This window comes from Rossellomorea sp. LJF3 (assembly GCF_037046045.1).
GTDB lineage: Bacteria > Bacillota > Bacilli > Bacillales > Bacillaceae_B > Rossellomorea.
On sequence record NZ_JBANLY010000016.1, the window covers coordinates 62,194 to 88,198 of the forward strand.

The 26,005-nt window shown below is 46.2% G+C and carries 18 protein-coding genes, 21 tRNA genes and 1 rRNA gene; 7 read left to right on the plus strand and 33 right to left on the minus strand.

All coding sequences use genetic code 11. From position 1 onward, the window contains the following. Positions 1-158 precede the first annotated feature (158 nt). The 5 genes from yidD (at position 159) to V8G47_RS15155 (ending at position 4,883) form a co-directional block, all read left to right on the plus strand. Positions 159-395 carry a membrane protein insertion efficiency factor YidD gene (gene yidD, locus V8G47_RS15135; RefSeq protein WP_261749840.1) on the plus strand — a complete coding sequence of 79 codons (237 nt, stop codon included), beginning with the start codon at positions 159-161 and terminating at the stop codon, positions 393-395. Between the two features lie 153 nt (positions 396-548). Further along, positions 549-1,475, plus strand: a complete 927-nt coding sequence (locus tag V8G47_RS15140) for a metal ABC transporter solute-binding protein, Zn/Mn family (protein WP_336200852.1) — start codon at positions 549-551, stop codon at positions 1,473-1,475. 159 nt (positions 1,476-1,634) lie between these two features. After that, entirely contained in the window at positions 1,635-2,993 is a 1,359-nt protein-coding gene (locus tag V8G47_RS15145; RefSeq protein ID WP_336200853.1) for a cytochrome ubiquinol oxidase subunit I, read from the plus strand. Positions 2,994-3,011: 18 nt separating this feature from the next. Beyond that, positions 3,012-4,043, plus strand: coding sequence for a cytochrome d ubiquinol oxidase subunit II (locus V8G47_RS15150; protein WP_034765498.1), 1,032 nt, complete (start codon positions 3,012-3,014; stop codon positions 4,041-4,043). 117 nt (positions 4,044-4,160) lie between these two features. After that, entirely contained in the window at positions 4,161-4,883 is a 723-nt protein-coding gene (locus tag V8G47_RS15155; RefSeq protein ID WP_336200854.1) for a 3-ketoacyl-ACP reductase, read from the plus strand. Between the two features lie 36 nt (positions 4,884-4,919). Here the strand turns inward: V8G47_RS15155 and menC are convergent, their stop codons facing one another. The 6 genes from menC to V8G47_RS15185 all read right to left on the minus strand — a co-directional run bounded on the left by menC (position 4,920) and on the right by V8G47_RS15185 (position 12,383). Then, on the minus strand, positions 4,920-6,047 hold the full coding sequence (gene menC / locus V8G47_RS15160) for an o-succinylbenzoate synthase (protein ID WP_336200855.1): 1,128 nt from the start codon (positions 6,045-6,047) through the stop codon (positions 4,920-4,922). After that, positions 6,037-7,515, minus strand: coding sequence for an o-succinylbenzoate--CoA ligase (locus V8G47_RS15165; RefSeq protein ID WP_336200856.1), 1,479 nt, complete (start codon positions 7,513-7,515; stop codon positions 6,037-6,039). Before V8G47_RS15165 ends, menC begins: the two co-directional genes overlap by 11 nt. 90 nt (positions 7,516-7,605) lie before the next feature. Beyond that, the gene (gene menB / locus V8G47_RS15170) at positions 7,606-8,424 is read right to left on the minus strand and encodes a 1,4-dihydroxy-2-naphthoyl-CoA synthase (protein ID WP_336200857.1); all 819 of its coding nucleotides are present in this window, start codon (positions 8,422-8,424) and stop codon (positions 7,606-7,608) included. 15 nt (positions 8,425-8,439) lie between these two features. After that, positions 8,440-9,249 (minus strand): 2-succinyl-6-hydroxy-2,4-cyclohexadiene-1-carboxylate synthase, encoded by an 810-nt coding sequence (gene menH / locus V8G47_RS15175; protein WP_336200858.1) that lies wholly within the window; start codon positions 9,247-9,249, stop codon positions 8,440-8,442. Next, entirely contained in the window at positions 9,230-10,984 is a 1,755-nt protein-coding gene (gene menD / locus V8G47_RS15180) for a 2-succinyl-5-enolpyruvyl-6-hydroxy-3-cyclohexene-1-carboxylic-acid synthase (protein WP_336200859.1), read from the minus strand. Before menD ends, menH begins: the two co-directional genes overlap by 20 nt. Then, entirely contained in the window at positions 10,977-12,383 is a 1,407-nt protein-coding gene (locus V8G47_RS15185) for an isochorismate synthase (protein ID WP_336200860.1), read from the minus strand. Before V8G47_RS15185 ends, menD begins: the two co-directional genes overlap by 8 nt. A 303-nt stretch (positions 12,384-12,686) precedes the next feature. Between V8G47_RS15185 and V8G47_RS15190 the strand changes: the two genes are divergently transcribed. Beyond that, positions 12,687-13,610, plus strand: coding sequence for a 1,4-dihydroxy-2-naphthoate polyprenyltransferase (locus tag V8G47_RS15190; RefSeq protein ID WP_336200861.1), 924 nt, complete (start codon positions 12,687-12,689; stop codon positions 13,608-13,610). A gap of 473 nt (positions 13,611-14,083) precedes the next feature. Continuing rightward, a complete protein-coding gene (locus tag V8G47_RS15195) occupies positions 14,084-14,848 on the plus strand; it encodes a TraR/DksA C4-type zinc finger protein (RefSeq protein ID WP_442970865.1) in 765 nt (254 codons plus the stop codon). A 36-nt stretch (positions 14,849-14,884) separates the two neighbouring features. On the opposite strand, the gene V8G47_RS15200 is transcribed toward V8G47_RS15195, so the two are convergent. The 27 genes from V8G47_RS15200 to rrf form a co-directional block, all read right to left on the minus strand. Continuing rightward, positions 14,885-17,290, minus strand: coding sequence for a glycogen/starch/alpha-glucan phosphorylase (locus V8G47_RS15200; RefSeq protein ID WP_336200863.1), 2,406 nt, complete (start codon positions 17,288-17,290; stop codon positions 14,885-14,887). Next, the gene (gene glgA / locus V8G47_RS15205; protein WP_336200864.1) at positions 17,280-18,725 is read right to left on the minus strand and encodes a glycogen synthase GlgA; all 1,446 of its coding nucleotides are present in this window, start codon (positions 18,723-18,725) and stop codon (positions 17,280-17,282) included. The genes V8G47_RS15200 and glgA overlap by 11 nt, the downstream gene beginning before the upstream one ends. Then, complete coding sequence (locus V8G47_RS15210; protein WP_336200865.1) at positions 18,722-19,750, minus strand: sugar phosphate nucleotidyltransferase; 1,029 nt, start codon at positions 19,748-19,750, stop codon at positions 18,722-18,724. Before V8G47_RS15210 ends, glgA begins: the two co-directional genes overlap by 4 nt. A 42-nt stretch (positions 19,751-19,792) precedes the next feature. Then, a complete protein-coding gene (locus V8G47_RS15215) occupies positions 19,793-20,950 on the minus strand; it encodes a glucose-1-phosphate adenylyltransferase (protein ID WP_336200866.1) in 1,158 nt (385 codons plus the stop codon). Between the two features lie 15 nt (positions 20,951-20,965). Continuing rightward, entirely contained in the window at positions 20,966-22,816 is a 1,851-nt protein-coding gene (gene glgB, locus V8G47_RS15220; RefSeq protein ID WP_442970866.1) for a 1,4-alpha-glucan branching enzyme, read from the minus strand. Positions 22,817-23,382: 566 nt separating this feature from the next. Next, positions 23,383-23,454: transfer RNA gene (locus tag V8G47_RS15225), tRNA-Glu, on the minus strand. A 4-nt stretch (positions 23,455-23,458) separates the two neighbouring features. Beyond that, positions 23,459-23,549, minus strand: a tRNA-Ser gene (locus tag V8G47_RS15230). 5 nt (positions 23,550-23,554) lie between these two features. Then, positions 23,555-23,629, minus strand: a tRNA-Asn gene (locus tag V8G47_RS15235). Between the two features lie 9 nt (positions 23,630-23,638). Then, positions 23,639-23,715, minus strand: a tRNA-Ile gene (locus V8G47_RS15240). Positions 23,716-23,725: 10 nt separating this feature from the next. Continuing rightward, positions 23,726-23,799, minus strand: a tRNA-Gly gene (locus tag V8G47_RS15245). Positions 23,800-23,815: 16 nt separating this feature from the next. Then, positions 23,816-23,891: transfer RNA gene (locus V8G47_RS15250), tRNA-His, on the minus strand. A gap of 23 nt (positions 23,892-23,914) precedes the next feature. Then, a tRNA-Phe gene (locus tag V8G47_RS15255) sits at positions 23,915-23,990 on the minus strand. A gap of 47 nt (positions 23,991-24,037) precedes the next feature. After that, positions 24,038-24,114, minus strand: a tRNA-Asp gene (locus V8G47_RS15260). Between the two features lie 119 nt (positions 24,115-24,233). Next, positions 24,234-24,307, minus strand: a tRNA-Met gene (locus tag V8G47_RS15265). 26 nt (positions 24,308-24,333) lie between these two features. Beyond that, positions 24,334-24,426: transfer RNA gene (locus V8G47_RS15270), tRNA-Ser, on the minus strand. Positions 24,427-24,443: 17 nt separating this feature from the next. Continuing rightward, positions 24,444-24,520: transfer RNA gene (locus tag V8G47_RS15275), tRNA-Ile, on the minus strand. 4 nt (positions 24,521-24,524) lie between these two features. Continuing rightward, positions 24,525-24,601, minus strand: a tRNA-Met gene (locus tag V8G47_RS15280). A 102-nt stretch (positions 24,602-24,703) separates the two neighbouring features. After that, a tRNA-Ala gene (locus V8G47_RS15285) sits at positions 24,704-24,779 on the minus strand. Between the two features lie 8 nt (positions 24,780-24,787). Then, positions 24,788-24,864: transfer RNA gene (locus tag V8G47_RS15290), tRNA-Pro, on the minus strand. A gap of 5 nt (positions 24,865-24,869) precedes the next feature. Next, positions 24,870-24,946 (minus strand) — tRNA-Arg (locus V8G47_RS15295). 63 nt (positions 24,947-25,009) lie between these two features. Further along, positions 25,010-25,098 (minus strand) — tRNA-Leu (locus V8G47_RS15300). Positions 25,099-25,105: 7 nt separating this feature from the next. Then, a tRNA-Gly gene (locus V8G47_RS15305) sits at positions 25,106-25,180 on the minus strand. Positions 25,181-25,188: 8 nt separating this feature from the next. Beyond that, a tRNA-Leu gene (locus V8G47_RS15310) sits at positions 25,189-25,273 on the minus strand. A 65-nt stretch (positions 25,274-25,338) separates the two neighbouring features. Beyond that, positions 25,339-25,414, minus strand: a tRNA-Lys gene (locus V8G47_RS15315). A 17-nt stretch (positions 25,415-25,431) separates the two neighbouring features. After that, positions 25,432-25,507, minus strand: a tRNA-Thr gene (locus V8G47_RS15320). 88 nt (positions 25,508-25,595) lie between these two features. After that, a tRNA-Val gene (locus V8G47_RS15325) sits at positions 25,596-25,671 on the minus strand. Positions 25,672-25,681: 10 nt separating this feature from the next. Further along, positions 25,682-25,798, minus strand: a 5S ribosomal RNA gene (rrf, locus tag V8G47_RS15330). Between the last annotated feature and the right edge of the window lie 207 nt (positions 25,799-26,005).

Genomic DNA, 26,005 nt, shown 5'->3' on the forward strand with positions numbered 1-26,005 from the left:
TTTCTACTTCATAGTATAACGTAAATTCATAGTTATTTCATCAACTTAATCTGAATTAGGCGAAAATCCTATTTTCCTACCCGGGCTGACAGGCCAAAATCTTTCAATCCCCCTCCAGATTCTGATATAGTAAAAGAAAATCAACAGGGAGACGGATTATGAAACAAGTATTGTTAGTATTGTTCAAGTTTTACCAGCGCGTCATTTCTCCCCTTAAACCCCCTACTTGCCGCTTTTATCCTACATGCTCCCATTACGGTGTCGAAGCCGTGAGCCGGTTTGGCGCACTAAAGGGCGGCTGGCTGACGATCAAGCGGATCGTGAAATGTCACCCATTTCATCCTGGAGGGATCGACCACGTGCCGGAAGAATGGCCACGGCAAAAAGATAAATGATTCAGGCTGGCTCCAAATCGGGAGGCAGTCTTTTTTTATAAAAATAATCCATTTATCTTGCTTATTCCCCTTATCGGTAGTAAAATAACCTTTGTGCTAAATCGTAATCATTACAGTTAAGGAACGAACACCACTAAAAAAGGAGGATTCCTCTTGAACTATATTCGCATGAGTTTGCTATTATTATTGATTTTCGTATTGTCTGCCTGCGGAGCCGACTCTGGTCAGGACGGCAAAAAGAAAGATGTGTTAGAGATTTACACAACCGTCTATCCACTGGAGGATTTCACGAAAAAAATCGGCGGGGACTATGTGGATGTTGAAAGTATCTACCCTCCAGGTGCCGATGAACACACCTTCGAACCATCTCAGAAAGATATGATGAAGATGGCTGACGGGGACGTTTTCTTCTATGTTGGAATGGGCCTTGAAGGATTCGTTGAAAACTCCAAATCACTATTAGAAAATGAAGGCGTTACTGTGGTACCTACAAGCAAAGGTATCGAATTGCCTCATGAAGAAGAGGCTGATGAACACGACCATGACGACCATCACCATGATGTGAACCCTCACATCTGGCTGGATCCCGTATATTCGAAGGAAATGGCCAAGAATATCGCCGACACCCTCTCGAAGGAAATGCCCGAGCATAAGGATGAGTTCCAGGCTAATCTTGAAACGTTGTCGAGTGACCTGGACGAGTTGGACGCTGAGTTCAAAAAGATGGCTGACAACGCGCCAAAGAAGACATTTTACGTGTCCCACGCCGCCTACAGCTATTGGGAAGAACGCTACGGACTTCACCAGGAAGCCATCGCCGGCTTGAATACAGCCAATGAACCATCCCAGCAGGAGCTGAAGAAAATCATCGAAAAAGGAAAAAAAGACAATGTCCAATACGTTCTCTTTGAACAAAACGTCTCTTCACGGCTGACAGAAGTCGTCCAAAATGAGCTTGGTGCGAAGTCACTGACACTTCATAACTTATCCGTCCTTACAGCAGATGATCGAAAAAAGGATGAGGATTATTTTTCACTGATGAAAAGGAACATCGATACATTACAAAAAGCATTGCAATAAGAGTGGCCACGGTGGCCGCTCTTTTTTTATGGTGTTTATAATCGGTGAAGGTTTAACACTCTCCCCAAATAGAAAATCTCCCTCCCAAAAAACATGAATATTATTTTCCATTAAGTGGACAATAAGGAAATGTTAAAGACTAGTAAGGGAGATTTGAAAATGGATGAATTAGTAATCGCTCGTTCCATGTTCGGGATCACCATGGGGTTTCATATCATTTTTGCCACACTTGGAGTAGGTATTCCGTTAATGATCCTCGTGGCCGAAATCATGTTTCAACGGACCAATGACCTTGATTATTCGGTGATGGCGAAGCGCTGGACGAAGGCGTTTGCCGTTCTGTTAGGGGTGGGTATCCCAACCGGGACGATCGCCGGCGTTCAACTCTCACTCCTTTGGCCGGGATTCATGGAGGTCATCGGGCGCGTCATGGCCCTGCCGTTTCAAATTGAAATCTATGCTTTCTTTGTGGAAGCATTGTTTATGTCCATTTATGTATATGCAGCAAGCCGGATCGCACCATGGATGAGGATCGTGAGCCTGGTCCTTGTTGCCATTGGCGGTCTTGCTTCAGCCGTATTGATCACCAATGTCCATGCGTTTGAAGGAACGCCTGCGGGATTTGAAATCATAAACGGACAAATCACTAACGTAGATCCGTGGAAAGCATTCTTTAATCCGAGCTTCTTCGTGACAGCCGGACACGTGGCGTTATCGGCCTATGTAGTCGGGTCGTTCACGATTGCGACGGTGTCCGCATTTAAGATGCTCCGATCTTCTTTCGGGTCAAGGATTTATGCCTTTCACCGCAAGTCGCTCATGATTTGCTTATTAGTCGGAGGTGTTTTCGCATTCTTGACCGCCATCAATGGACATGAATCAGCCCAGAAGCTCCACGAATATCAGCCCGAGAAACTGGCTGCAGCGGAAGGCTTGTTCGAAACCCAGACTCATGCTCCGCTTTCGGTTGGAGGATTCACCGACCCTGTCACTCAAGAAGTGAAGTGGGGAATTGAAATTCCGTGGGCCCTCAGTTTCCTTGCCGGGAACAGTTTCGATACGGAAGTGATCGGATTGAACGACTTCCCTGAAGAATATTGGCCGCCTCTATTCGTCCATACCCTATTTAATGCGATGGTCGGGATCGGCTCATTGCTTATCTTACTGTCACTGGTCGCCTATGTATGGAACAAATTACTGAAAAAGGACCGGTTCCCGAAATGGCTGATGTGGGCATTCGTTGCGGGTGGCCCGCTGTCGATAATGGCCATCGAGTTCGGTTGGATTTTCGCCTGTACCGGCCGACAGCCTTGGACGATCTACCGTATTCTCAGTACGGAAGACTCGGTGACCACTTCAGGGAACTTAGGAACCCTATTCATCCTATTCGTGTCCGTATATGCGATTTTGGCCGTGTCCGTCGTTCTGGTCCTACTCTATTATTTTAGACGGAATCCGCCTGAAAAGGATATTAACAAAGCCGAAGCGAGTCACAAGGATATTCCTTTATCAACTTAAAAAGCAGGAGGTGAAGTTATGACACAATCATTGATTGCCATCACGATCCTATGGGGATTCGTCTTTATCTACGCCGTCATGGCGACGATGGATTTCGGGGCAGGTTTCTGGTCGATGATCTACATCAATCATGACAAAACTAAAGCGACGAACATTGCCAATCGCTATCTGTCCCCGACCTGGGAGGTCACCAACACATTCATCGTCGCCCTGGTCGTCGCCGTGTACAGTATGTTCCCTGGAGCCGCCTATTCATTAGGTACCGTATTGCTCGTTCCCGGAAGTTTGATTCTTTTGCTTCTGGCCCTGCGGAGTGCCTTCCTTGTATTCTCACATGTAGCAGATGACTACAGAAAGCCTCTGACCTACGTAACGGGGATCACGGGCTTATTGATTCCGGGTCTGCTCATCAGTGTACTGCCCATTTCCCACGGACCATATATCGACTTCAGCGACGGACAGACCCTTCATCTGGGGAAATTGTTTAGCAGCCCACATGAATATGCTTTCTTCGGATTCGCCGTCGCAAGTACGCTATTTCTGTCATCTCTTCTTCTTGCTGACTACTCCAAGGCTTCAAAGGAATTCGAAGCCTTCAAAGTATATCGCCGGGACGCTCTGATCATCGGTCCCATCTCGGTTGTCATGGCCTTTCTCATCATGTTCACCATGAAAAACGAGGCAAGATGGATTTACGATCGTATGATGGACGACCTGCCGATCCTACTCGTCTCTCTTCTAGGGTTCCTTGTCGCGGGAGGTGCTTTGTTCCTTCCGACGAACAAGGAAGGGATGAAAGGGATGCCCCGGGTGGCCGTCATTGCGGTTACCTTTCAATATGTACTGGCAAGTTATGTGTACGGTAAGGCACATTTACCATATATCATTTATCCTGAGGTTACGATCCAATCGGGTTTTACCGATCCCAACTCCTTTAAGGCTGTATTCATCACCTATATCGTCGGGTTCATCATCCTGTTCCCCGGTTTTGTCTACTTCTGGAGTTTATTCATGAATGATAAACGGTATTTGCGGCAAAAAAGTGAATAAATCCGCTCCGGGACTCCCGGGGCTTTTTTCATTCCCATCCGTCAGGTAGATTAGTTGCCTATCCGCACTCCTACACTTTACACTTACGATAGAACCTTATGAAAAGGATGATGGAAGATGGCACAAACGATTAAAGGCAAAACGGCTTATATTACGGGGGCTGCCCGGGGAATCGGAAAGGCGACTGCATTAGAGCTTGCCCGTGAAGGCGTTCATGTCGGGTTGATCGCGCGCACAGAAAGCACCCTGGCACAAGTGGCGGAGGAAGCACGATCCCTTGGAGTGAAAGCCAGTGTGGCTGTAGCGGATATTTCCGATATGGAACAAGTGGATAGGGCCGTTTCTAAACTTAAGCATGAACTGGGACCGGCAGACATCTTAATCAATAACGCCGGTATCGGAACGTACGGTCCGTTCCTGGACATCGATCCCGAAGAGTGGAAACGGACCTTTGAGGTCAATGTATTCGGAACCTACTATGTAACCCGTGCCGTCCTGCCCCAGCTGATCGAGAAGAACCGGGGGGACATCATCAATATCTCATCGAGCAGCGGCTTGAAAGGGACTGAAGGAAGCACGGCATACAGTGGATCGAAGTTTGCCGTCCAAGGAATGACAGAGGCACTGATGCAGGAAGTCCGAAAACATAACATCCGTGTCATGACCCTGAATCCGAGCCTCGTGGCCACGGACCTGACCTTTGGAGATAAGCTTGAGGAAGCAGACAAGGAAAAGTATATGCAGCCCGAGGATTTGGCAGAGCATATGGTCTCCCAGCTGAAATTACACCAGAGGATCTTCATCAAACAATCCCTTCAGTGGGCGACGAATCCGTTTTAAATGAAAGAAAGCCAGGGAGCATGTGCTCTCTGGCTTTTATCTGTGTTGATCGACTAAACGTGTTGGAAAGGATTCCTTAAACAGTGTCACGGCATTCAAGCGCTTTCTGTTGAGTTCCACGCCGATTCCGCTTCCCTCCAATCGTTCCACCACACCATTTCTCACAACGACCGGAGATATAATGATGTCTTCATCCCAATACTTCGAGGAGGAAGAGATATCACCTGGAACCCGGAATCCTTCAAGGGTTGAAAGCGTCAGATTATGAGCCCGGGACACCCCGAATTCGATCATCCCGCCGCACCAAACCTTGATCCCGTTTTCCCGGCACAACCGGTAGATCTCAAGCGCACTCGTGTATCCCCCGACCCTGCCAAGCTTGATGTTGACCACTCCACAGCTTTTCAAATGTATGGCACTCTTCATGTCGTGGGGGGTCACGATACTTTCATCAAGGCAGATCGGTGTCGTTATCTCCTTTTGCAATAGGGAATGTTCAATCAGATCGTCGACCCCAAGCGGCTGTTCGATCATCTCTAACTCAAATTCATCCAAAGCCTGAAGCTTTGTTATGTCTTCAAGACTATACGCTGAATTGGCATCGGCTAATAGAGAGAGCGCAGGGAAATGGGTACGTAATTCCTTTACAATTTCCCTGTCGGCTCCCGGGGAAATTTTCAACTTGATTCGCTGATACCCTTCCTCGACCAGGTCTTCGGTCTGTTTCACCATCTCTTTCAACGTTCCCGATCCAACAACAGCCCCGGCAAGAATTTCTTTACGCGTCCCGCCGATCACGTTCCATAGAGGCTCACCTTGCTGCCTGGCATAAAGATCCCATAAGGCCATTTCAAGGGCAGCCTTCGCCATGGCATTTCCCCGTACCGTTTCGAACCGCTTCCCGATTTCCTCAGGATGGTGAAATGGTTTACTATTCATAAGGGGAATCAACACATCCTTCAGCATGTGAAAGGATGTTTTCACCGTCTCTTCCGTATACCATGGCGTGGAAAAGGCGACTCCTTCCCCCAGTCCGCACATTCCATCACTGTCCCTGACTTCGACGATAATGCCTTCACGGTCTTTAACCGTTTGAAGATGGGTCACAAATGGCTTCTTTAAAGGCATGGAAACAACATGAAGGGTGATGGATTCAATCTTCATCGGCAACCATCCCTTTTTCCCACTGCTCTCTTAAAACTCTCCTCAGCAGTTTGTTTGACGCATTTCGTGGAAGTTCATCTACAAATACGAATTTTTTCGGACGTTTATAAGACGCCAGGTTCTTCTTACAGTGTGTGATGATTTCCTCTTCTGTAAGATGATTTTTCTTTACAACGAACGCACACGGCATCTGCCCCCATTCGTCACTTGCAACGCCTGCCACACCTGCATCCTCCACCCCGTCACAGCTGAGGAGGACACTCTCGATTTCTGCGGGATACACATTTTCCCCTCCGGAAATGATCAAATCTGAACGCCGGTCGAGGACAAATAAGAATCCATCTTCATCCACATATCCGATGTCCCCCGTATGGAACCAGCCGGATTCAAAGCTTTTGGCGTTGGCTTCTTCTCTCTGGTAATATCCATTCGTCACATTCGGCCCTTTTACGAGGATCTCCCCTTCTCGATTCGATCCTTCACTCTTGATCTTCAATTCAGAAGGGAAGAGGGGCTTTCCGGCCGATCCGAGCTTAGACATACTGTACTCTGGCGACAATGTCACAATCTGGGAGGCCGTCTCTGTCATACCATAGGTTTGGAAGACCGGTACCTCTTTTTCTTTACACTTCTCCAATAAGGGAAGCGGCGCAGGACCACCACCCAGCAGCATGCAGCGGAAACTTGGATGATAGGTTTCATCCCCCAGGTCTTTCATCAAACGGGAGAGCATATTGCTGACAACCGACATGATGGTGACATTCCCGGACCTCAATTCCCGGTTGATCCCCGCCACATCGAAGGTTTCAAACAGACGTACGTTCATTCCGTAAATGACGCTTCTCATCAGGATTGAGTAACCACTGATATGAAAAAGGGGTACGGAACAAAGCCATGTATCATTTTCATTTATACCAAGATTCAGGGAAGAACCAATGGCACTCCACCAATGGTTGCCGTACGATTGAAGGACACCCTTTGGCGCTCCCGTCGTACCCGATGTGTACATGACCGAGCATGCTTGGTCTAATTGAAAATGATCCTTCACCTCAAAGTCTGTCGGGTCAGTTTCGAATAACTGAGAGAAAGAGACTCCCTCCACTTCTTCCCCCAAAAAAGAAAGCTTCCCTGCAAATTCATCATCATAAATGACCGTCCCTAATCCCATATCTTGAATCTGGAAAGAAAGTTCATTTTCACTTAACTTATTGTTTAACAGTACAGTCGTGAAACCGAGCTGTTGAATGGCATGAACAAGGAAGACAGACTCCACTTTGTTTTTAATCATGAGTCCCAAAAAAGGATGAGACGAATGTTTTGCGATGGTATGTAGCTGTTTCCCGATCGAAATGGCTTTTTCCCAAAGCTCACTAAATGTATACTCCACATCCCCATTGCTTAACGCCATCCGGTCGGGGGTTAAAAACGCTCGTTGTTTCAGCCAGTTAGGTAATTCCTGTGTAGTCATCCTGTCAATCTCCATTCCTTTCGTATTGGTTCACTTTTCATTTAAAAAAGCCCGATGAATCCATATCAGATTCATCAGGCCACCCTCAAATCAAGGGAAACGAGGGAATTGTCCGAAGTCCGGCTTACGCTTTTCTTTGAATGCGTCGCGTCCTTCTTTTGCTTCTTCCGTTGTGTAGTAAAGAAGGGTAGCGTCACCTGCAAGCTGCTGCAGACCTGCCAGTCCATCTGTATCTGCGTTGAATGAAGCCTTTAAGAAACGAAGGGCAGTCGGGCTCTTCTCAAGCATTTCTGATGCCCATTGAACCGTTTCCGCTTCAAGCTGCTCGTATGGAACCACTGTATTGACAAGACCCATATCAAGCGCTTCCTGTGCATTGTACTGACGGCATAGATACCAGATTTCTTTCGCTTTCTTGTGGCCGATGATGCGTGCAAGATATCCTGCACCGTATCCAGCGTCAAAGCTTCCTACTTTAGGACCTGTTTGTCCGAAGATTGCATTGTCAGCGGCAATCGTAATATCACATACGACGTGAAGGACGTGTCCGCCTCCGATCGCATAACCGGATACCATTGCAATGACAGGCTTAGGAATCACGCGGATCAGACGCTGTAAATCCAATACATTCAAGCGAGGAATTTCATCTTCCCCTACATATCCGCCGTGACCGCGTACACGCTGGTCTCCGCCTGAACAGAATGCTTTCTCACCTGCACCTGTTAAAACGATGACACCCACCTTGGAATCGTCGCGTGCATAAGCAAATGCATCGATTAATTCCATGACGGTTTTAGGACGGAATGCGTTGTGAACTTCTGGTCGATTGATCGTGATCTTAGCGATCCCATTGTATGTTTCGTATAAAATATCTTCGTAATTTCTTTCTGAAACCCATTCAAAAGCCATTGGTTTGTTCCTCCTTTATGTAGTTAAAAGTAGTTCCTCTATTATTGTACCAAACTTTCGCGATTCTTCCACATGAATTGCATGACCGGTGTTGGAAAATGTCAGGATTTGAAAATCGGGATTGAGATTTTTCATCTCTTCTGCAATATGGACGAACTTATGATCCAGTTCGCCCACGAGTAACAGGACTGGGCATGTCAGTTCACCAAGCCTGTCCCATAAAGAATCCTGGGCACCGGTCCCCATCCCTTTCAAGCTATTGGATAAGCCTGTGGCCGATTGCCTCAGGCGCTGCTGCCTGATGTCGGAACGTTCCCTATCCGATAATCTCTTCTGAGAAGCGAACAAGGGAATCTCCTGCCAGAAGTCGACAAACTCTTCGATGCCTTCCCTTTCTATTCTGTCCGCCAGTGCATGATCCTTCTTCCGGCGATCTTCTCTTTCTTCACTCGTCTTCAATCCGGGAGAGGCGCTTTCCAGAATCAATGCCTTCACTTTTTCAGGATAGGTCAAGCTGAAGTGAAGTGCCAAACGCCCACCCATCGAATACCCGACCAACACTGCGTTGTCGATGTCGAGCTCATCAAGTAGAGTGTATATATCTGCTGCAACCCGCTCCATTGTGTATCTTGTGACGTCTCTCGGGGAATCCGTACGGCCATGACCAATCAGATCAACGCTGATACATCGATATGCAGCAGACAATTGATCGGTGACCCTGGACCACGTTGTTGTGTCGCCTGTGAAGCCGTGAAGGAAAACCAAAGGGTCTCCCTCCCCTTTCACTTCTACAAAATAATGGATATCATTCACTTGAAGAATCAAGATTTTCCCCCTTTAAGTTCTGCGTCATTTCCCGGGAAACAAAATTCCACAATTTACGATGATTTGCTACATTTTCTTCCCGATTGGTCACTACCTCAATGATCTTTATTCCCTTGCTATGCTCTGCTTCCTGGAGAGCCGGGATGAATTCTTCCTGGGTTCCAACATGGAAATAATGTGCGCCGTATAGTTTGGCTGCGTGAGCGAACTCCAAATCCATCGGGGTTCCGAACAGGTCTTCGAAGTAAGTCTGGTCACCTGCTTGGGGCAGGTAGGAAAAAATCCCGCCACCGTTATTGTTCATCACCACAATCGTTACATCCAATTGATATTTCCTCGCTGTTAATAACCCATTAAGATCATGGAAGAAGGCGAGATCCCCAATCAGGAGATACATCGGCTGAGATACCGTACTCATACCGAGAGCAGTGGATACCACTCCGTCAATCCCGTTGGCTCCGCGGTTGGCGAAGATCCGCTGGGACCTGTCATTCGTGAAAAAGTATGTATCCAAATCACGGATCGGCATGCTGTTGCTGGAAAACAAGGTGGATCCTTCAGGCAAATGCTGTATCAACTGATGGACCGCCATTCCTTCATCCCAGGATTGGTGACCCTTGGTGAGTAAACCCTTCGTATCCATATTGACACGCTTCCACTCATCCAGCCAGCCCATATTCCTTTGTCCACTTTGGTCCATAAAGCTCTGACAAAAGAGGTTTTCCCCGCAGTGAATGAAATCGGTACCGCGTGCCGTCGGATCCTGCCACTCTTCCCCTTTACTCAAAACCCACGCCGGAATATCCGGCAGGCCTTTCAGGTACAGCATAAGCGCCTTCGATACGGGCATGGCACCGAAACGGATAATGAGATCTGGTTGAAGTGATTCTTTCAGTTCATCAATTCTTAAGAAAGTGTCGTAGCAGTCAATGATATTGTCTTTGGAATGGTTCCCGCTCCGGACGAAGGACAGTGGGTCCGCTACGACAGGCAGCGCATATTCCTCGGCAAATCGTACGATGGACGGAACAGCCTCTTCACTTAGCCCCGGTCCGCACACGATGAGGCCCCGCTTCGAATTCATTAATGTTTCCTGAAGTTCATTCTTGTTGTCAGGAGATAGCTGCCGGTCTCCTTGAAGGACCCTCTTTGCCGTTCTTCCACTTGAGAATTCAAATTTTTGTAAATCCGGGATCAACGGTTCCCTAAATGGGAAATTATAATGAACCGGACCTTCCGGATAGCCTGTTGAAAGAGCTACGCCCCTGACAGCAGATGATCGCGCATACTGGAGCATGGACGGGATGCTTTCAGGCAATGCCATGTCGATGGACCACTTCACGTGTTTCCCGTAAAGATCGATCTGATCAATGGCTTGTGGGGCACCCACTTCTCTCAGTTCATGGGGCCGATCGGCTGTCAGCACAATGAGGGGCACCTTTGCATAGCGGGCTTCAATGACAGCAGGATAGTAATTGGCCCCGGCCGTCCCGGAACTGCATAGGATGGCTACGGGCTTTTTCTTGGCCTTGGCGATCCCCAACGCAAAAAAAGCCGCAGAGCGTTCATCCACATTGATATACGTCTTCACCCCGGGATGGTGCGCGAATAACAACGCTAAAGGAGTAGAACGAGAGCCGGGACTGATGACGACTTCGTCTACTCCATTTCCAACCAATTCTTCAATGAAGGCCGCTAAATAATCTGTAAGTTTCTTCTGATGTTCATCAATCACGTACGGTCCCTCCTAATGCCCGGAGCATCGGCCGAAATTTCATCTGTGTTTCCTTAAACTCACTTTCAGGTTCAGAGTCGGCTACGATTCCACACCCTGCATACAAGTAGGCCTTGTCTCCCTGAAGGAGGCCCGAGCGAAGGGCCACGGCATATTCACCATTTCCATAGGCATCGATCCAACCGATGGGAGCGGCATATAGACCACGGTCCATATCTTCCTCCTGCCTGATCACATGCATCGCCTTATCCCTCGGGACACCACCCAGTGCGGGAGTGGGATGTAATTTTTCAACAAGGCTCAAAAGCGATGTATTCTCGGATGCCTGTCCGATGACCGGTGTATAGAGATGCTGGATATCCTTGAGCTTCATAAGCTGTGGCGTAGAAGGAATCGAAAGTGCGTCACAAAATGGGTTGAGGGCCTGTTGGATGCTATCCACAACAAGCTGATGTTCGTACCTGTTCTTTTCATCCTCGAGGAGCTCTTCCCCAAGTTTCTCATCACTTTCCAAGGTATCCCCCCTGGCAATCGAACCCGCCAGGCAGGTGGAGAGGATTTCTTCCCCTGTTTTCTTTACGAGTCGTTCCGGAGTTGCGCCGATAAAGCAGCTTCCTTCCCATTCAAAGCTGAATACGAAGCTGTCAGGCTGCTGCTTCCATAGATTATCCAATACGAAATCAGAGGTCACCTGTTGGTCGAATGACACTTCACATTTCCTCGCAAGGACGACTTTATCCATCTCACCCTTCTGCATGCGATTCACTACACTCTGGACGGACTCCTTCCATTCTTCAGGTTTTACATCACGGTTCCCGATCCACTCAGGGCGTTCAGGAATGATGGCCTTCCGGGCATTTGCAAGAAGCTCTTCCTTCAATCTGATACGTTCATGGAATAAGCTTTCATCCTCATCCGGATGACAGATGACATTCATCGTCAAATAATTCGTTTTTTCAGGCTTTGTTAACATGAACATCGGGAGTTGGAATGTCCCCGTAGAGAATTGACTCCACTCTTCACTGTTGCCGTTCATCGGATCGAAACGAAACCCGCCGTATAATAGTGGACCTGTTCCTGCCCATTTTTCCCCTGTCATGATCACAGATTCCCCGATAAAGCGCTTCCACTCGCTCTCAACGGTAAAAAAGCGCTCTTCCCTTTCATCTGTAGACAAAATGTGAGCCGCTCCGAGCCCTACCAATGTGATGGTATGATCGCGGTCCTTCCATAGGAAGCGCTCTCCATGAAAAGAGTTTCCTCCATAATAAAAAGAAAGAGGATCTAAGGCATCCACTTCCTCCACTATACTGAGAAGGACGGGGCGATGTATTTGTTTAGCCTTCATTCTGGCTGAATCATATGCTTTTTCAATATTGGTCTTATGGATGGTAACCAATTGAATTCCCCCAAACAAAATCACGTACAATAGTCAAACTTACTATAAGATACACCTGTATTTATGGTGTGTCAACGGAGTTCAAGACATGTTTAAAATATTTATCCTTATTATATATAATAAACCCTTTTTCTTCTTTTGAGAAACCAAAAGCTTTGTAAAAGTCCTCAATTCCTGGAAAATAGAACCTTCACGAATTTGTAGAAAATGATTGACAGTCCCCTTCCCTTTACCTACACTTTAATCTGTAAAGGAATTGTAATGTTTTCTGAAAATTCCTTATTGCGTAAGGGAGAGAGAATGATGGAACAACAAGCATCCAACGTGTTGGAATCAGATAAAGGGTGGAAGATCTGGTGGCAATTAACCCGGCCCCACACTCTTACAGCGGCATTTGTACCTGTATTATTAGGAACGGTACTTGCGCTGCAATTTACGAAAGTGGACATTTTGCTGTTTGCAGCCATGCTGGTTGCCTGCCTGTTGATCCAGGCGGCTACGAATATGTTCAATGAATATTATGATTATAAGAGGGGCCTGGATACAGAGCACTCGGTAGGAATCGGCGGAGCGATCGTCCGTAATGGTGTCAAACCATCTACGGTCATCAACCTTGCCTTTTCACTATACGGGATCGCCCTTCTGTTAGGGATTTATATCTGTCTTAATAGTACATGGTGGCTGGCTCTCATAGGAATAGTGTGCATGGCAGCGGGGTACTTTTATACTGGCGGACCAATGCCAATTGCTTACACACCATTCGGCGAAATCGTAGCCGGATTTTTCATGGGATTTGTGATCATCCTCATCTCATTTTACATCCAGACAGGCTACATCAATGGGGACAGCGTCCTCATCTCGATTCCGGTTTCCATATTGGTAGGTTCCATATTATTGGCCAACAATATCCGTGACCTCGATGGTGATAAGGAAAACGGCCGCAAAACCATTGCGATCCTGTTAGGAAAAAAAGGGGCGATCATCCTCTTAGGCAGTATGTTTGTCGTTTCCTACGCCTGGATCATCGGGTTGGTCGTAACGGGAATCTCATCCCCATGGCTGTTCGTAGCCTTTTTGAGCATCCCTAAAGCAATCAAAGCAACAACAGGATTCATCGGGAAAACACAACCCATCGAAATGATGCCCGCCATGAAAGCCACGGCACAAACAAATACCATCTTTGGTTTCCTGTTATCCATTGGATTATTACTTGCTTATATGCTGTAGAAAGATTTAGGTTCCCTTGTTAAACCGCTGTTGATTTCCGTGCAACAGCTAGAACCGTTTAAATACCTTTTATATGCTTTTACAAAACAAAAAAATCCGAACGACTTCGACTTTCTAATGAAGAATCTCGAATGATTGTTCGGATTTTTTTATTTTGACTAAACCAATTCCTTTTATTGTTTTCTCTCTTGGCCCTTCAATTTCTGATGTTTATCCTTTTTAAGAAATATAAAACTAATGTTGATTGGAACGGAAGGTGCTCGACTCCTGCGGGAAACGCTGGAGAGGTGAGACTCCGGAGGCGCAGCCGAGGAGGCTCACCGCCAGCCCCGCGGAAAGCGAGCACCTGAAGTGGAAATCAACCACCACTCGCTAATAGTATTATTTTTCAGAAAAAACCTTTTATGTTTTAACCTTCCCACTTTCGGATAAAGTATGGTTAGGACAAGATTTAAGCGAACATAATGAAGGATGTGAAGAAATTGCTGACAGACAGCCAAAAACAGACATTAAAACAAGAATTGGTTCAACAGGAAAAGCAGTTAAAGGAACATTTACATCAGGATTTGGATAATCTTCACCATACAAACGAACGCGATAACACAGGAGAACTTTCCCTTTACGATAACCATCCGGCCGATATGGGTACAGAGTTATATGAACGGGAGAAGGATTTCGCCATCGATGATCATGCGAAGCTTGAACTGGATAAAATCCAACAAGCCCTGCAAGCGATCGAAGCCGGTACGTACGGAGAATGTAAAGAGTGCGGACAGGATATCCCTTACGAACGCCTCGAAGTCATTCCGACGACTCTCTATTGTAAGGACCATACACCGGAGAAGTCGACACCACAGGATAGGCCGGTAGAAGAAGATGTACTGCAGCCGCCAGTCGATAATGAATTCAGACATGAGACAGATGGGAATGTGCGCGACGACCACGACAGCTTCCAGGAAGTCGGCCGTTTCGGTACTTCTGAAACCCCCTCCGACTTTGAAGGGGATCACGAAGATTACTCAGACCTGTATCAGGATGAGGACACATCGGAAGGGTTCACCGAGGATTTTGAATCATTCGTCGGGACCGACATGGAAGGATCGAACCGTAAAGCCTATCCGTCGAAAACACATGAAGAGTATGAAGACATGCTTGATGAGAACGATATGGAATCTCCTCTGGGTGACATCCCCTATAAAGATGGAGACAGCTATGTATCCGACAAGAAGAAAAAATAGAAAAAACGCTTGGGATCCGATTCCCAAGCGTTTTTTCTATTTCATTAAACTCCCCTGTGCAATGCCCCATATGTCCTTCGCATATTGCTCGATTGTCCGGTCACTGGAGAAATAGCCGGAATTGGCAATGTTCTGCAGGCACATCCTTGACCAGTGCTCTTTGTTTTCATACGCCTTTCCTGCCTGTTCATGCACCCTTACGTAGGAATCGAAATCCCTCAGGACAAAGAATTGATCATTCTCAGTCAGTAACGAATCATAAATGGTTTCGAAATGATCACCTGCATCAGGCAGGGTATCATCAATCAACTGGTTCAACACCTTTTTGATCCTTGTATCGTAGTGGAAGTACTCCATGGCGTAATAGCCTCCATGGTTCTGATATTTCATCACTTCCTCAGCCGTTAATCCGAATATAAAGATATTTTCTCGCCCGACCTGTTCCAGGATCTCAATATTGGCACCGTCAAGTGTCCCAAGGGTCAAAGCACCGTTCATCATGAACTTCATATTCCCCGTACCGGACGCTTCTTTACTTGCCGTTGAGATCTGCTCGGACAAGTCAGCTGCCGGGATGATCTCTTCTGCAAGGGACACCCGGTAATTTTCAAGGAACACGACTTTAATGCGCCCTTTCACAAGCGGGTGATCATTTACGAGATCTGCTACAGAGTGGATCAACTTAATGATCTTTTTTGCATAATAGTAACCCGGGGACGCCTTTGCCCCGAAAATGAATGTACGTGGATGAAAATCAAATCCCGGATCTTCCACACAGCGATTGTACAGGTGAAGGATATGCAACACATTCATTAACTGACGTTTGTATGCATGAAGCCGCTTCACCTGGATATCGAATATCGAAGACGGATCGACAATGATACCATTGCTTTCATATATCAGCCCGGCAAGCTTTTGTTTATTTCCCTGCTTCACATCATACAGGTCTTTCAGGAATGCCGTATCATGATGATACTCCTTCAGCTTCACCAGTTTGGAAGGGTCTTTGATCCACTCATCCCCGATCGAAGAGGTAATCAGGTTCGAAAGGGATGGGTTGCTATTAAGGAGCCACCTTCTATGGGTGATCCCATTGGTCTTACTATTAAATTTTCCAGGATAATATTGATAGAATAAGTTCATTTCCCGCTGCTTCAGGATTTCCGTGTGGATCTTTGCCACACCGTTCACACTGAAGCTTCCTACAATGGCAAGATGGGCCATTTTGACTTCATTATGAGAGATGATCGCCATGTCCTCTATCCTCTTCCACTCACCGGGATATTCTTTCCATAATTCCCTGCAGAACCGTTCATTGATTTCATTCACAATCATGTGGATTCTTGGCAGGAGGGGCTGGAATATACGAATCGGCCATCTCTCCAGTGCTTCTGACAGCGTCGTATGGTTTGTATAGGCGAATGTATTCGTCGTGATTTCCCATGCTTCTTCCCATTCAAAGGAGTATTCATCCAGAAGGACCCTCATCAACTCCGGAATGGCAAGAACCGGATGGGTATCATTGATATGGATAGAAATATTCTCATGCAGTTCCTTCAGATCCCCATTTCGGTACAAATACGAATCCAAAATGGATCGGATACTTGCTGACACCAGGAAGTATTGCTGCTTCAGGCGCAGGATCTTCCCTTCCTCGTGGGTATCGTCTGGATAAAGAAATTCCGTGATGGCTTCTGTATCACGCTTGTATTTCATCATATCTTTTCCCGCTTTATAGGCGGCAGGCTCGGCACTCCATAATCGCAGCGTATTGACCGTCGACGTTTCGAACCCCACTACGGGCATATCATACGGAACCGCCGCGACGATTTCTGCATCTACATGTCGAAACCTTAAGACATCCTTTTCCGTATAGGATTCCACCTTCCCCCAGAAAGGCACTTCGACTGTCAGGTCGGATTTGCGGACCTCCCAAACATGTCCATGACGCAGCCACTGTTCCGGAAGCTCCATCTGAAATCCGTTCACGATCTTTTGTTCGAACAATCCATGCTTATAACGGATACCATATCCATGACCGGGTAAATTGAGGGAAGCCAGGGAATCCAGAAAGCAGGCGGCTAAACGGCCAAGGCCGCCATTTCCCAGTCCTGCATCGTGCTCCACCTCTTCCATTTCCGCAAGGTCGATTCCAAGATCCTTAAGCCCTTTATCCACAATTTCGTAGATCCCCAGATTCGTCAGATTTTGCCGTAGCAGACGCCCCAGCAGGAACTCGATGGATAAATAATACACCTGCTTTTGTTTATTGAAACGGTACTGCTCATTCGTATGGATCCAGTTCATCGAAATATATTCACGTATCAAATGGCCTAACGTGAAAAACTGATCCTGACTGGTGGACTCAGGAAACGTCTTTCCATACATCATTTCAAGCTTCTTCAGAAACAATTCTTTAAATTCAATCGGATCAGAAAACATGGCTTTCACTCCTTGATACCAGGTCAGCGTATAGTTGATTATATTTAAAGGCCGATTGGGCCCAACTATAATCCTTATTCATTGCATTACGTACAATATGATTCCATGTTTCCGGATCTTCGTGGTAATACGATAGGGCTCTTCTATAGGTGTAAAGCATATCGTGAGCATTAAAGTTTTTGAATGAGAAGCCGTTGCCGCTCTTTGTCTCCTCATTGTAGGATTCAACGGTATCGTTCAACCCGCCTGTCTCCCTTACAAGTGGCAGGGCCCCGTATCTCATGGCGATCAACTGTCCCAGCCCGCAAGGCTCGAACTTGGAAGGCATCAGGAACAGATCACTGGCGGAATAGATCTGCTTCGCCAGTTCTTCATTGAAGCCGATCTGTACTCTGACCTTATCAGGATACGTCCACTCCATTTCCCTGAAAAACTGTTCAAACTCCCAATCACCTGTCCCCAACAGGACAAACTGTACATTTTCCTGGATCATCTCATGAAAGACGCCCCTGATGATTTCAAGACCCTTTTGGTTCGTCAGTCTCGAAATGATGGACACAAGTGGGATTCCTTCATCCTCATGAAGTCCGAGGCTTTTTTGCAGATGAAGCTTTGCCTGCTTCTTTCCTTGAAGATTCCCGCTGAAGAAAGGAAACTCCCCGTCATCAGGATTATACACTTCATCATCAATCCCATTGAGGATCCCCAATAATTGGTTATACCGCTGACCAAGTATATTATGAAGCTTTTCCCCGTAGTAAGGCGTGAGGATTTCCTCTTTATACGTAGGACTGACCGTTGTAACGAAGTCCGAAGAAATGAGCGCGCCTTTCATGAAATTGATATTTCCATAAAATTCGAGGTATTCATGATGAAAATACTTCTCCGGGATAGCGAGTAACTCCGTCATCACCTCTTTAGGGTAGATTCCTTGAAATTGCAGATTATGAATCGTGAATACGCTGCGGATGAATGAGTAGCCCGGTCTCTCCTGATACTCGCTTCTGAGTAAGAACGGAACCATGCCCGTGTGCCAATCATGACAATGAATCACATCAGGATAGAAATCAAGAACAGCGATACTTTCCAATACTGCCCTTGTAAAAAAGGAGAATCTCTCCCCATCGTCAAAGTATCCGTATAAACGATCCCGGTTAAAATAATATTCATTATCCACAAAATAATAGGTCACGCCATTTTCACTGTACTCTTCAATTCCACAATACTGATTTCTCCAGCCCACTGACACGAAAAATTCTTTCTTCCGCTTCATTCTTGAACGGAATGCTTGAGGGATCCCGCCGTATTTAGGCAGAATCACCCTGACATCCGTGCCTAAACTTCTTAACTCCTTGGGCAAAGCGCCTGCAACGTCCGCCAAGCCCCCGGATTTAATAAATGGGACACACTCAGATACTACAAATAACACTTTCACGAATTCATCAGCGCTCCTTGAATCATCCCTTTGCGAATGACAATTGGATTGTTTGCTTCCCCGATAAGCTTGACACCATCTTCTATCTTCACATCTTTATCCAGAATCACATTCTCCAGTACACAGTTATCTCCAATTTGGCTCTTCTGCATAATGATGCTGTTAGAAATTGTGGTATTCCTGCCGACCTTCACCGCTCTGAACATGGTAGAATTCTTCACTTTGCCTTCAATGAAGCATCCATTGGCGATGATGCTGTTTTTCACACTTGCAGCTGATGTGTAGCGTGTCGGCGGCTCATCCTTTACTTTCGTATAAATAGGCATATCTTTCTTGAACAGCTCTTTCCAATAGGATAAGTTCATAAGCTTCATGCTGGCATCATAGTATTCTTCAATGGAATCAATCGTTTGAACAAATCCTTCATGCTCATATCCGCACACCTTAAATCCGCCATCCATGTCATCCACCACATCCTGCATACACGTATAGCCCGTCTCACGCCTGTTCCCGATCAAATCAATCAGTGTAGACGTTTTGACTAAGTACATGTCTAAGGAGCTGCCATTGTAACGCATTTCCGTTATATCACAACCGATACGGATATGACGCTCCAGTACGGGTTGATAATCGATGTTACATAACGTGAAGCAATTGCTGATCAGGGCGTATTCCTGTGTACTGCGTCTGAAATAGTCCATATGATGGGCAAAGTGATTAAAGGACCCGACACCTTCTTCATTCGCTTCCAGTCCAGGGGCAGGAAAGAAAAACAAGCCATCCCTCTTCCGGTTCAGATCCCAGTTCTTCCCTGATCCGAGGTGATCCATCAGTGATCTGTATTGAAACTTTGGAAAGATTGCAACGCTGCCGATATCGGAATTCACCATATTGGAAAGGACAAAGTCAATCAACCGGTATCTCCCGGCAATGGGAAGGGCCGCTAATGAGCGATGTAATAATAAATCCTCCAAGGAATCGTAGTAACTCGTAGCGTCAATAACACCAAGCATCGTATTTTTCAAAACACTTCTCCTCCTCTAATGTTGTTAAGATGGTCTTGAACCTTACACTCTTTCCTGTTCCAGCAGTGCTTCAATGAATGATTCCGTCACGAGGATCACTTCATCAGATCCCTCTTCCGGCATGATGCACAATCCCTTTGGAACCCTTACATTCGATGGCACGATCGCCTGCTCGATATAGGCATTTTCTTCAACGACAGCGTCCGGCATGATGACTGAACGACTGACATGCGCTCCCTTTTTCACCGTTGTTCCCTGGAAGAGGACGGACTTTTGAATCGTTCCTTCAATCGTACATCCTTCATTTACAAGAGATCCCTCCACAAGGGCGTCTTCTGAAATATATTGAGGCGGCTCATTCGGATTAACCGAATACACTCTCCAATCATGATCGAACAGATTCAATTCATTCTCTTCATCTATCAGGTCCATATTCGCTTCCCAAAGGCTCTTGACCGTTCCGACATCCTTCCAATAGCCTTCAAATGGATATGCCATCAGTTTTTTCTTTTCATCAAGTAGGAGAGGAATGACATCCTTCCCAAAGTCATGGCTCGAATCCGGATTCCGTTCATCCATCTCCAAATAATCCTTCAGCACGGAATAATTAAAGATGTAAATGCCCATCGAAGCAAGATTGCTTTTCGGGAAAGGTGGTTTTTCTTCAAACTCCGTGACACGCATATCCTCATTCGCGTTCATCAGTCCGAAGCGGCTCGCTTCATCCCACCCCACTTCAATGACTGAAATCGAGACATCTGCTTTTTTCTCGATATGATAATCAAGCATTTTACTATAATCCATTTTGTAAATGTGATCACCCGACAGAATCAATACGTACTCGGGATCGTATTGCTCAAGGTAATTCATATTTTGATAAATGGCACTGGCCGTCCCCGTATACCAGCGCATTTCGGATGATTCAGCATATGGGGGCAGGACGGTCACACCACCGTTTTTACGGTCAAGGTCCCATGCACTCCCGATCCCGATATAAGAATTCAATACCAGGGGCTGGTACTGGGTAAGAACACCGACAGTGTCGATACCTGAGTTCGTACAATTGCTCAGGGTAAAATCAATGATACGGTACTTTCCTCCAAATGGTACGGCCGGTTTCGCCAGACTCTTCGTCAATGAACTTAACCTGCTCCCTTTTCCACCTGCTAACAACATGGCCACACATCTACCTTTTGCCATTACTCTTCTCCCCTTTCACTCGATTGGTCTTAAATAAACGGCTGCGTATGGTGGAATCGTCATTTCCACATACCCATCTCTTCCATGATACGGCTCATTGTGCACGGTAAGCGGGTTGGGATTCACCTGATGGGAACCTCCAAACCTTTCATCATCACTATTCCAAATCTCTTCATACGAAGAAACCTTATCTACTCCCACCTTATACTGATGATACACATGGGGACTGAAATTGCAGATCACCACAAGATGATCTCCCTTCTCTATCCCATAACGGATGAAAGAGAAAATCTGCTGCTCTGCATTATTTACATCAACCCACTGGAATCCGTCTGAACGATGATCCATCTGAAATAATGGTTCAGCACCTTTATATAAATGCATAAGCTCTTTGAAATATGAATTGAATTTGTGATGAAATTCGTAATCCAATAAATGCCAATCCAATTCCTCAAGGTCCTTCCACTCTGAAAACGGGGCCAGTTCACTTCCCATGAACAGAAGCTTTTTTCCTGGATGAGCCATCATGAAGCCGAGGAGCAAACGGTATTGAGCGAATTTCTGCCAGTAATCCCCCGGCATTTTATTTAATAACGACTTCTTCCCATGCACCACTTCGTCATGGGAGAAGGGAAGAACATAATTCTCTGAAAACGCATATAACAACGAAAACGTAATGAGAGAATGCACATGCCTTCGTTCAGATGGATCGGTTTCCATATATTTAAGGACGTCATTCATCCATCCCATATTCCACTTATAATTAAATCCCAGTCCTCCATAATGAACAGGAGACGTCACCTGTGGCCAGTCCGTAGAATCCTCTGCAATCATCAGAATCGAAGAATCAAACTCAAAAACGGCCTTGTTCAAGTTTTTCAAAAACTGTATGGCGCCTTCATTCGGGTTAAGCTCACCCTGATTCGCCCAATAGATGATGTTCGCTACCGCATCGATCCTGAAGCCATCGATATGATACTGATCCATCCAGAAGCGGGCATTGGAAATCAGGAAGCTCCTCACTTCCCCTTTGCCTAAGTCAAAGTTCGCCGTTCCCCACGTATAATTCTCCCGGTCCCTTTCCTCACTGTACTCATAGGCAAACGAACCATCAAACTCATATAACCCATGCGCATCCTTACAAAAATGACCTGGGACCCAATCCAGGATCACGCCAATATTATGTAAATGACATTCATTCACAAATGCCATCAAATCATGTGGTGAGCCGTAGCGACTGGTAGGGGAATAATATCCCGTACCCTGATAACCCCAGGACCGGTCAAATGGATGCTCCGTGACAGGCAGCAGCTCAATATGGGTGAATCCCTGCTCTTTCACATGGGGAATCAATTGCTGCGCTAATTCCCTATAAGATAGAAACGTTCCTGCTTCCTTCTTCCACGTACCTAAATGGACTTCATAAATCGCCATAGGCTTGTCGTAGATCGTAGTGGATGATCGGTCCTCGAGCCACTTCTCATCTTCCCATTCAAAGCCCTCCAGCTCATACACGACGCTTGCCGTATGAGGACGCCTTTCAGAAGCAAACCCGTACGGATCCGCCTTCAGCTTCTTTGCCCCAAGGGGAGTCGTAATCTCATACTTATACGTTTCTCCCGCCAGATCCTTATCGACTCGAATCGTCCACAGACCTTCACTGTTCCGCTTTTTTAATTCATATCCATTCCCATTCCATTGATTAAAGGAACCCACCAATGAAACATGCCTTGCTTTCGGTGCCCAAACGCAAAATTCTGTATAGGTCCCAGTGGAATCCCTTCTCACATGTGCACCCATAAACTGATAGGCCTGCTGCAAATTTCCCTCATGAAACAAAAACACATCGTAATCTGTTATGGTCATTGCGTTCATCATCTCACCTACATTTTTTCAATCTACATAACTACTTTCTAACAACATCACCAAAATCCTCTTTATAATCGTCGTTCAATTACGACAATTTACTACATGGATATATGAAAAACCGGCCGATTTGGAAAGTTATTCTAAATGGTAAGGTTTACATTGTAAAAACATAGGGGAATTACGTTGAATTCATAGCGAAATTTGTCGAAAATTATTTTGTGAAAAAATTAATATTTGTAGGAAACATAGAGGGATTCCGGTACTTTGTATAGGATTATGGTTGGGTGGAAGATGGAATAGCGGTGTCGAATGAAGGGAGGAAAGAGGTGTTAGATTTTGATTTTTGATAATCATTGACCTTCTCTGCTGTTATGGGAAATTTGCTTTTGAGTGGAATAATGAGGAAGTTGTTAATAAACGGAGGAAAGTCGATAATATATCCATCGACGCAGAAACCTGGAACAAACTTTTTCTAAAACTTGCTTATATCAGCTTTATTCCATGACAAAGTGCTACTTGGAACAACAAAAAAAAGACTATCAACAATGATAGTCTCTTCATAATGACCCATACGGGATTCGAACCCGTGTTACCGCCGTGAAAGGGCGGTGTCTTAACCGCTTGACCAATGGGCCTTAATGGCGGAGAAGGAGGGATTTGAACCCTCGCGCCAGTTGCCCGACCTACACCCTTAGCAGGGGCGCCTCTTCAGCCACTTGAGTACTTCTCCAAATATGGCTCCGCAGGCAAGATTCGAACTTGCGACCGATCGGTTAACAGCCGATAGCTCTACCACTGAGCTACTGCGGAATAATGAAATGGTGGGCCTAAGTGGACTCGAACCACCGACCTCACGCTTATCAGGCGTGCGCTCTAACCAGCTGAGCTATAGGCCCAAAAATGAATTGGAGCGGGTGAAGGGAATCGAACCCTCATCATCAGCTTGGAAGGCTGAGGTTTTACCACTAAACTACACCCGCATTACAAAATAAAATATGGGGCGACTGATGGGAATCGAACCCACGAATGCCTGAACCACAATCAGGTGCGTTAACCACTTCGCCACAATCGCCATAATTTGTCTAAATAGAAAAATGGTGGCTCAGGACGGAATCGAACCGCCGACACATGGATTTTCAGTCCATTGCTCTACCAACTGAGCTACTGAGCCGTATTATATAGAAGATTAAATTTTCAATTGAACCATCAAAAGATAAATGGCGGTCCGGACGGGACTCGAACCCGCGACCTCCTGCGTGACAGGCAGGCATTCTAACCAACTGAACTACCGGACCAGAGTTTTTTGCGTAAGCAAAATAACTTTCATTACCTTCACGATAGTGAAAATAACTATCCTTGCGTGACTCATAAAAGAGCAAAGTTAATCTCTTATTAATAACAAGCAAAAATGGTATTGCGGGGACAGGATTTGAACCTGCGACCTTCGGGTTATGAGCCCGACGAGCTACCGAACTGCTCCACCCCGCGACGATAATATTTTTTAAAAGAGAAAATGGAGGAGGAAGGGGGATTCGAACCCCCGCGGGCTGTTACACCCCTGTCGGTTTTCAAGACCGATCCCTTCAGCCGGACTTGGGTATTCCTCCGTAATGAAAATGGTACTTGGTGGACCTTGTAGGACTCGAACCTACGACCGGACGGTTATGAGCCGTCTGCTCTAACCAACTGAGCTAAAGGTCCCTATTGGTAGCGGCGGAGGGGATCGAACCCCCGACCTCACGGGTATGAACCGTACGCTCTAGCCAGCTGAGCTACACCGCCAAGAAACATATAACATAGTATTAAGTTTCACTTTCGTAAAACATATAGGATTTTTTTGCTGTGCAAAATCACTGAAGATTATTTTGCTGGCGCAAAAAATCTTGGTGGAGCCTAGCGGGATCGAACCGCTGACCTCCTGCGTGCAAAGCAGGCGCTCTCCCAGCTGAGCTAAGGCCCCCAAAGAAGTGGTCGGGAAGACAGGATTCGAACCTGCGACCCCTTGGTCCCAAACCAAGTGCTCTACCAAGCTGAGCTACTTCCCGATATATGGCGCGCCCGAGAGGAGTCGAACCCCTAACCTTTTGATCCGTAGTCAAACGCTCTATCCAATTGAGCTACGGGCGCTAAATAGAATATTTTTTTCAATAAGTAACGTAAGGATAGATATTTTGCTTACGCAAAAATCTTTGGTGCCGAGGACCGGAATCGAACCGGTACGGTAGTCACCTACCGCAGGATTTTAAGTCCTGTGCGTCTGCCAGTTCCGCCACCCCGGCAAGTCTCTGGAGCGGAAGACGGGATTCGAACCCGCGACCCCCACCTTGGCAAGGTGGTGTTCTACCACTGAACTACTTCCGCAAAAGAAATGGTGCGGGTGAAGGGACTTGAACCCCCACGCCTTGCGGCGCCAGATCCTAAGTCTGGTGCGTCTGCCAATTCCGCCACACCCGCATATAATTTTGTTTTTCACATTGGAGAAAAACAATGGTAAGATATTTTGCCAAGGCAAAAATCTATGGTGAGCCATGAAGGATTCGAACCTTCGACCCTCTGATTAAAAGTCAGATGCTCTACCAACTGAGCTAATGGCTCACATCAAAAAAACCAAATGGTGCCGGCAAGAGGACTTGAACCCCCAACCTACTGATTACAAGTCAGTTGCTCTACCAGTTGAGCTACACCGGCGTGTATGATGCTTAATATAAGTGATTCATGGAAAGATATTTTGCTTACGCAAAAATTAATGAAGTTTATTTTACTTTCGTAAAAAACTTGGTGGAGGATGACGGGATCGAACCGCCGACCCTCTGCTTGTAAGGCAGATGCTCTCCCAGCTGAGCTAATCCTCCATTGTATATAGCCTGGCGACGTCCTACTCTCACAGGGGGAGATCCCCCAACTACCATCGGCGCTGAAGAGCTTAACTTCCGTGTTCGGCATGGGAACGGGTGTGACCTCTTCGCCATTGTCACCAGACTATGTCTTGTCTCTTTTTAAGGACAAGTATTATTATATCGTGTGGATATAATTTTTCAAGGCTTTTTTATATTTTCTTATAAAAATTATTCCCTGAAAACTAGATAAAGAATTGATGTCAAGAAAGCCGAATATCGACCAATTGTTGTTCATATAAATATGACTCTTTGTGGTTAAGTCCTCGATCGATTAGTATCAGTCAACTCC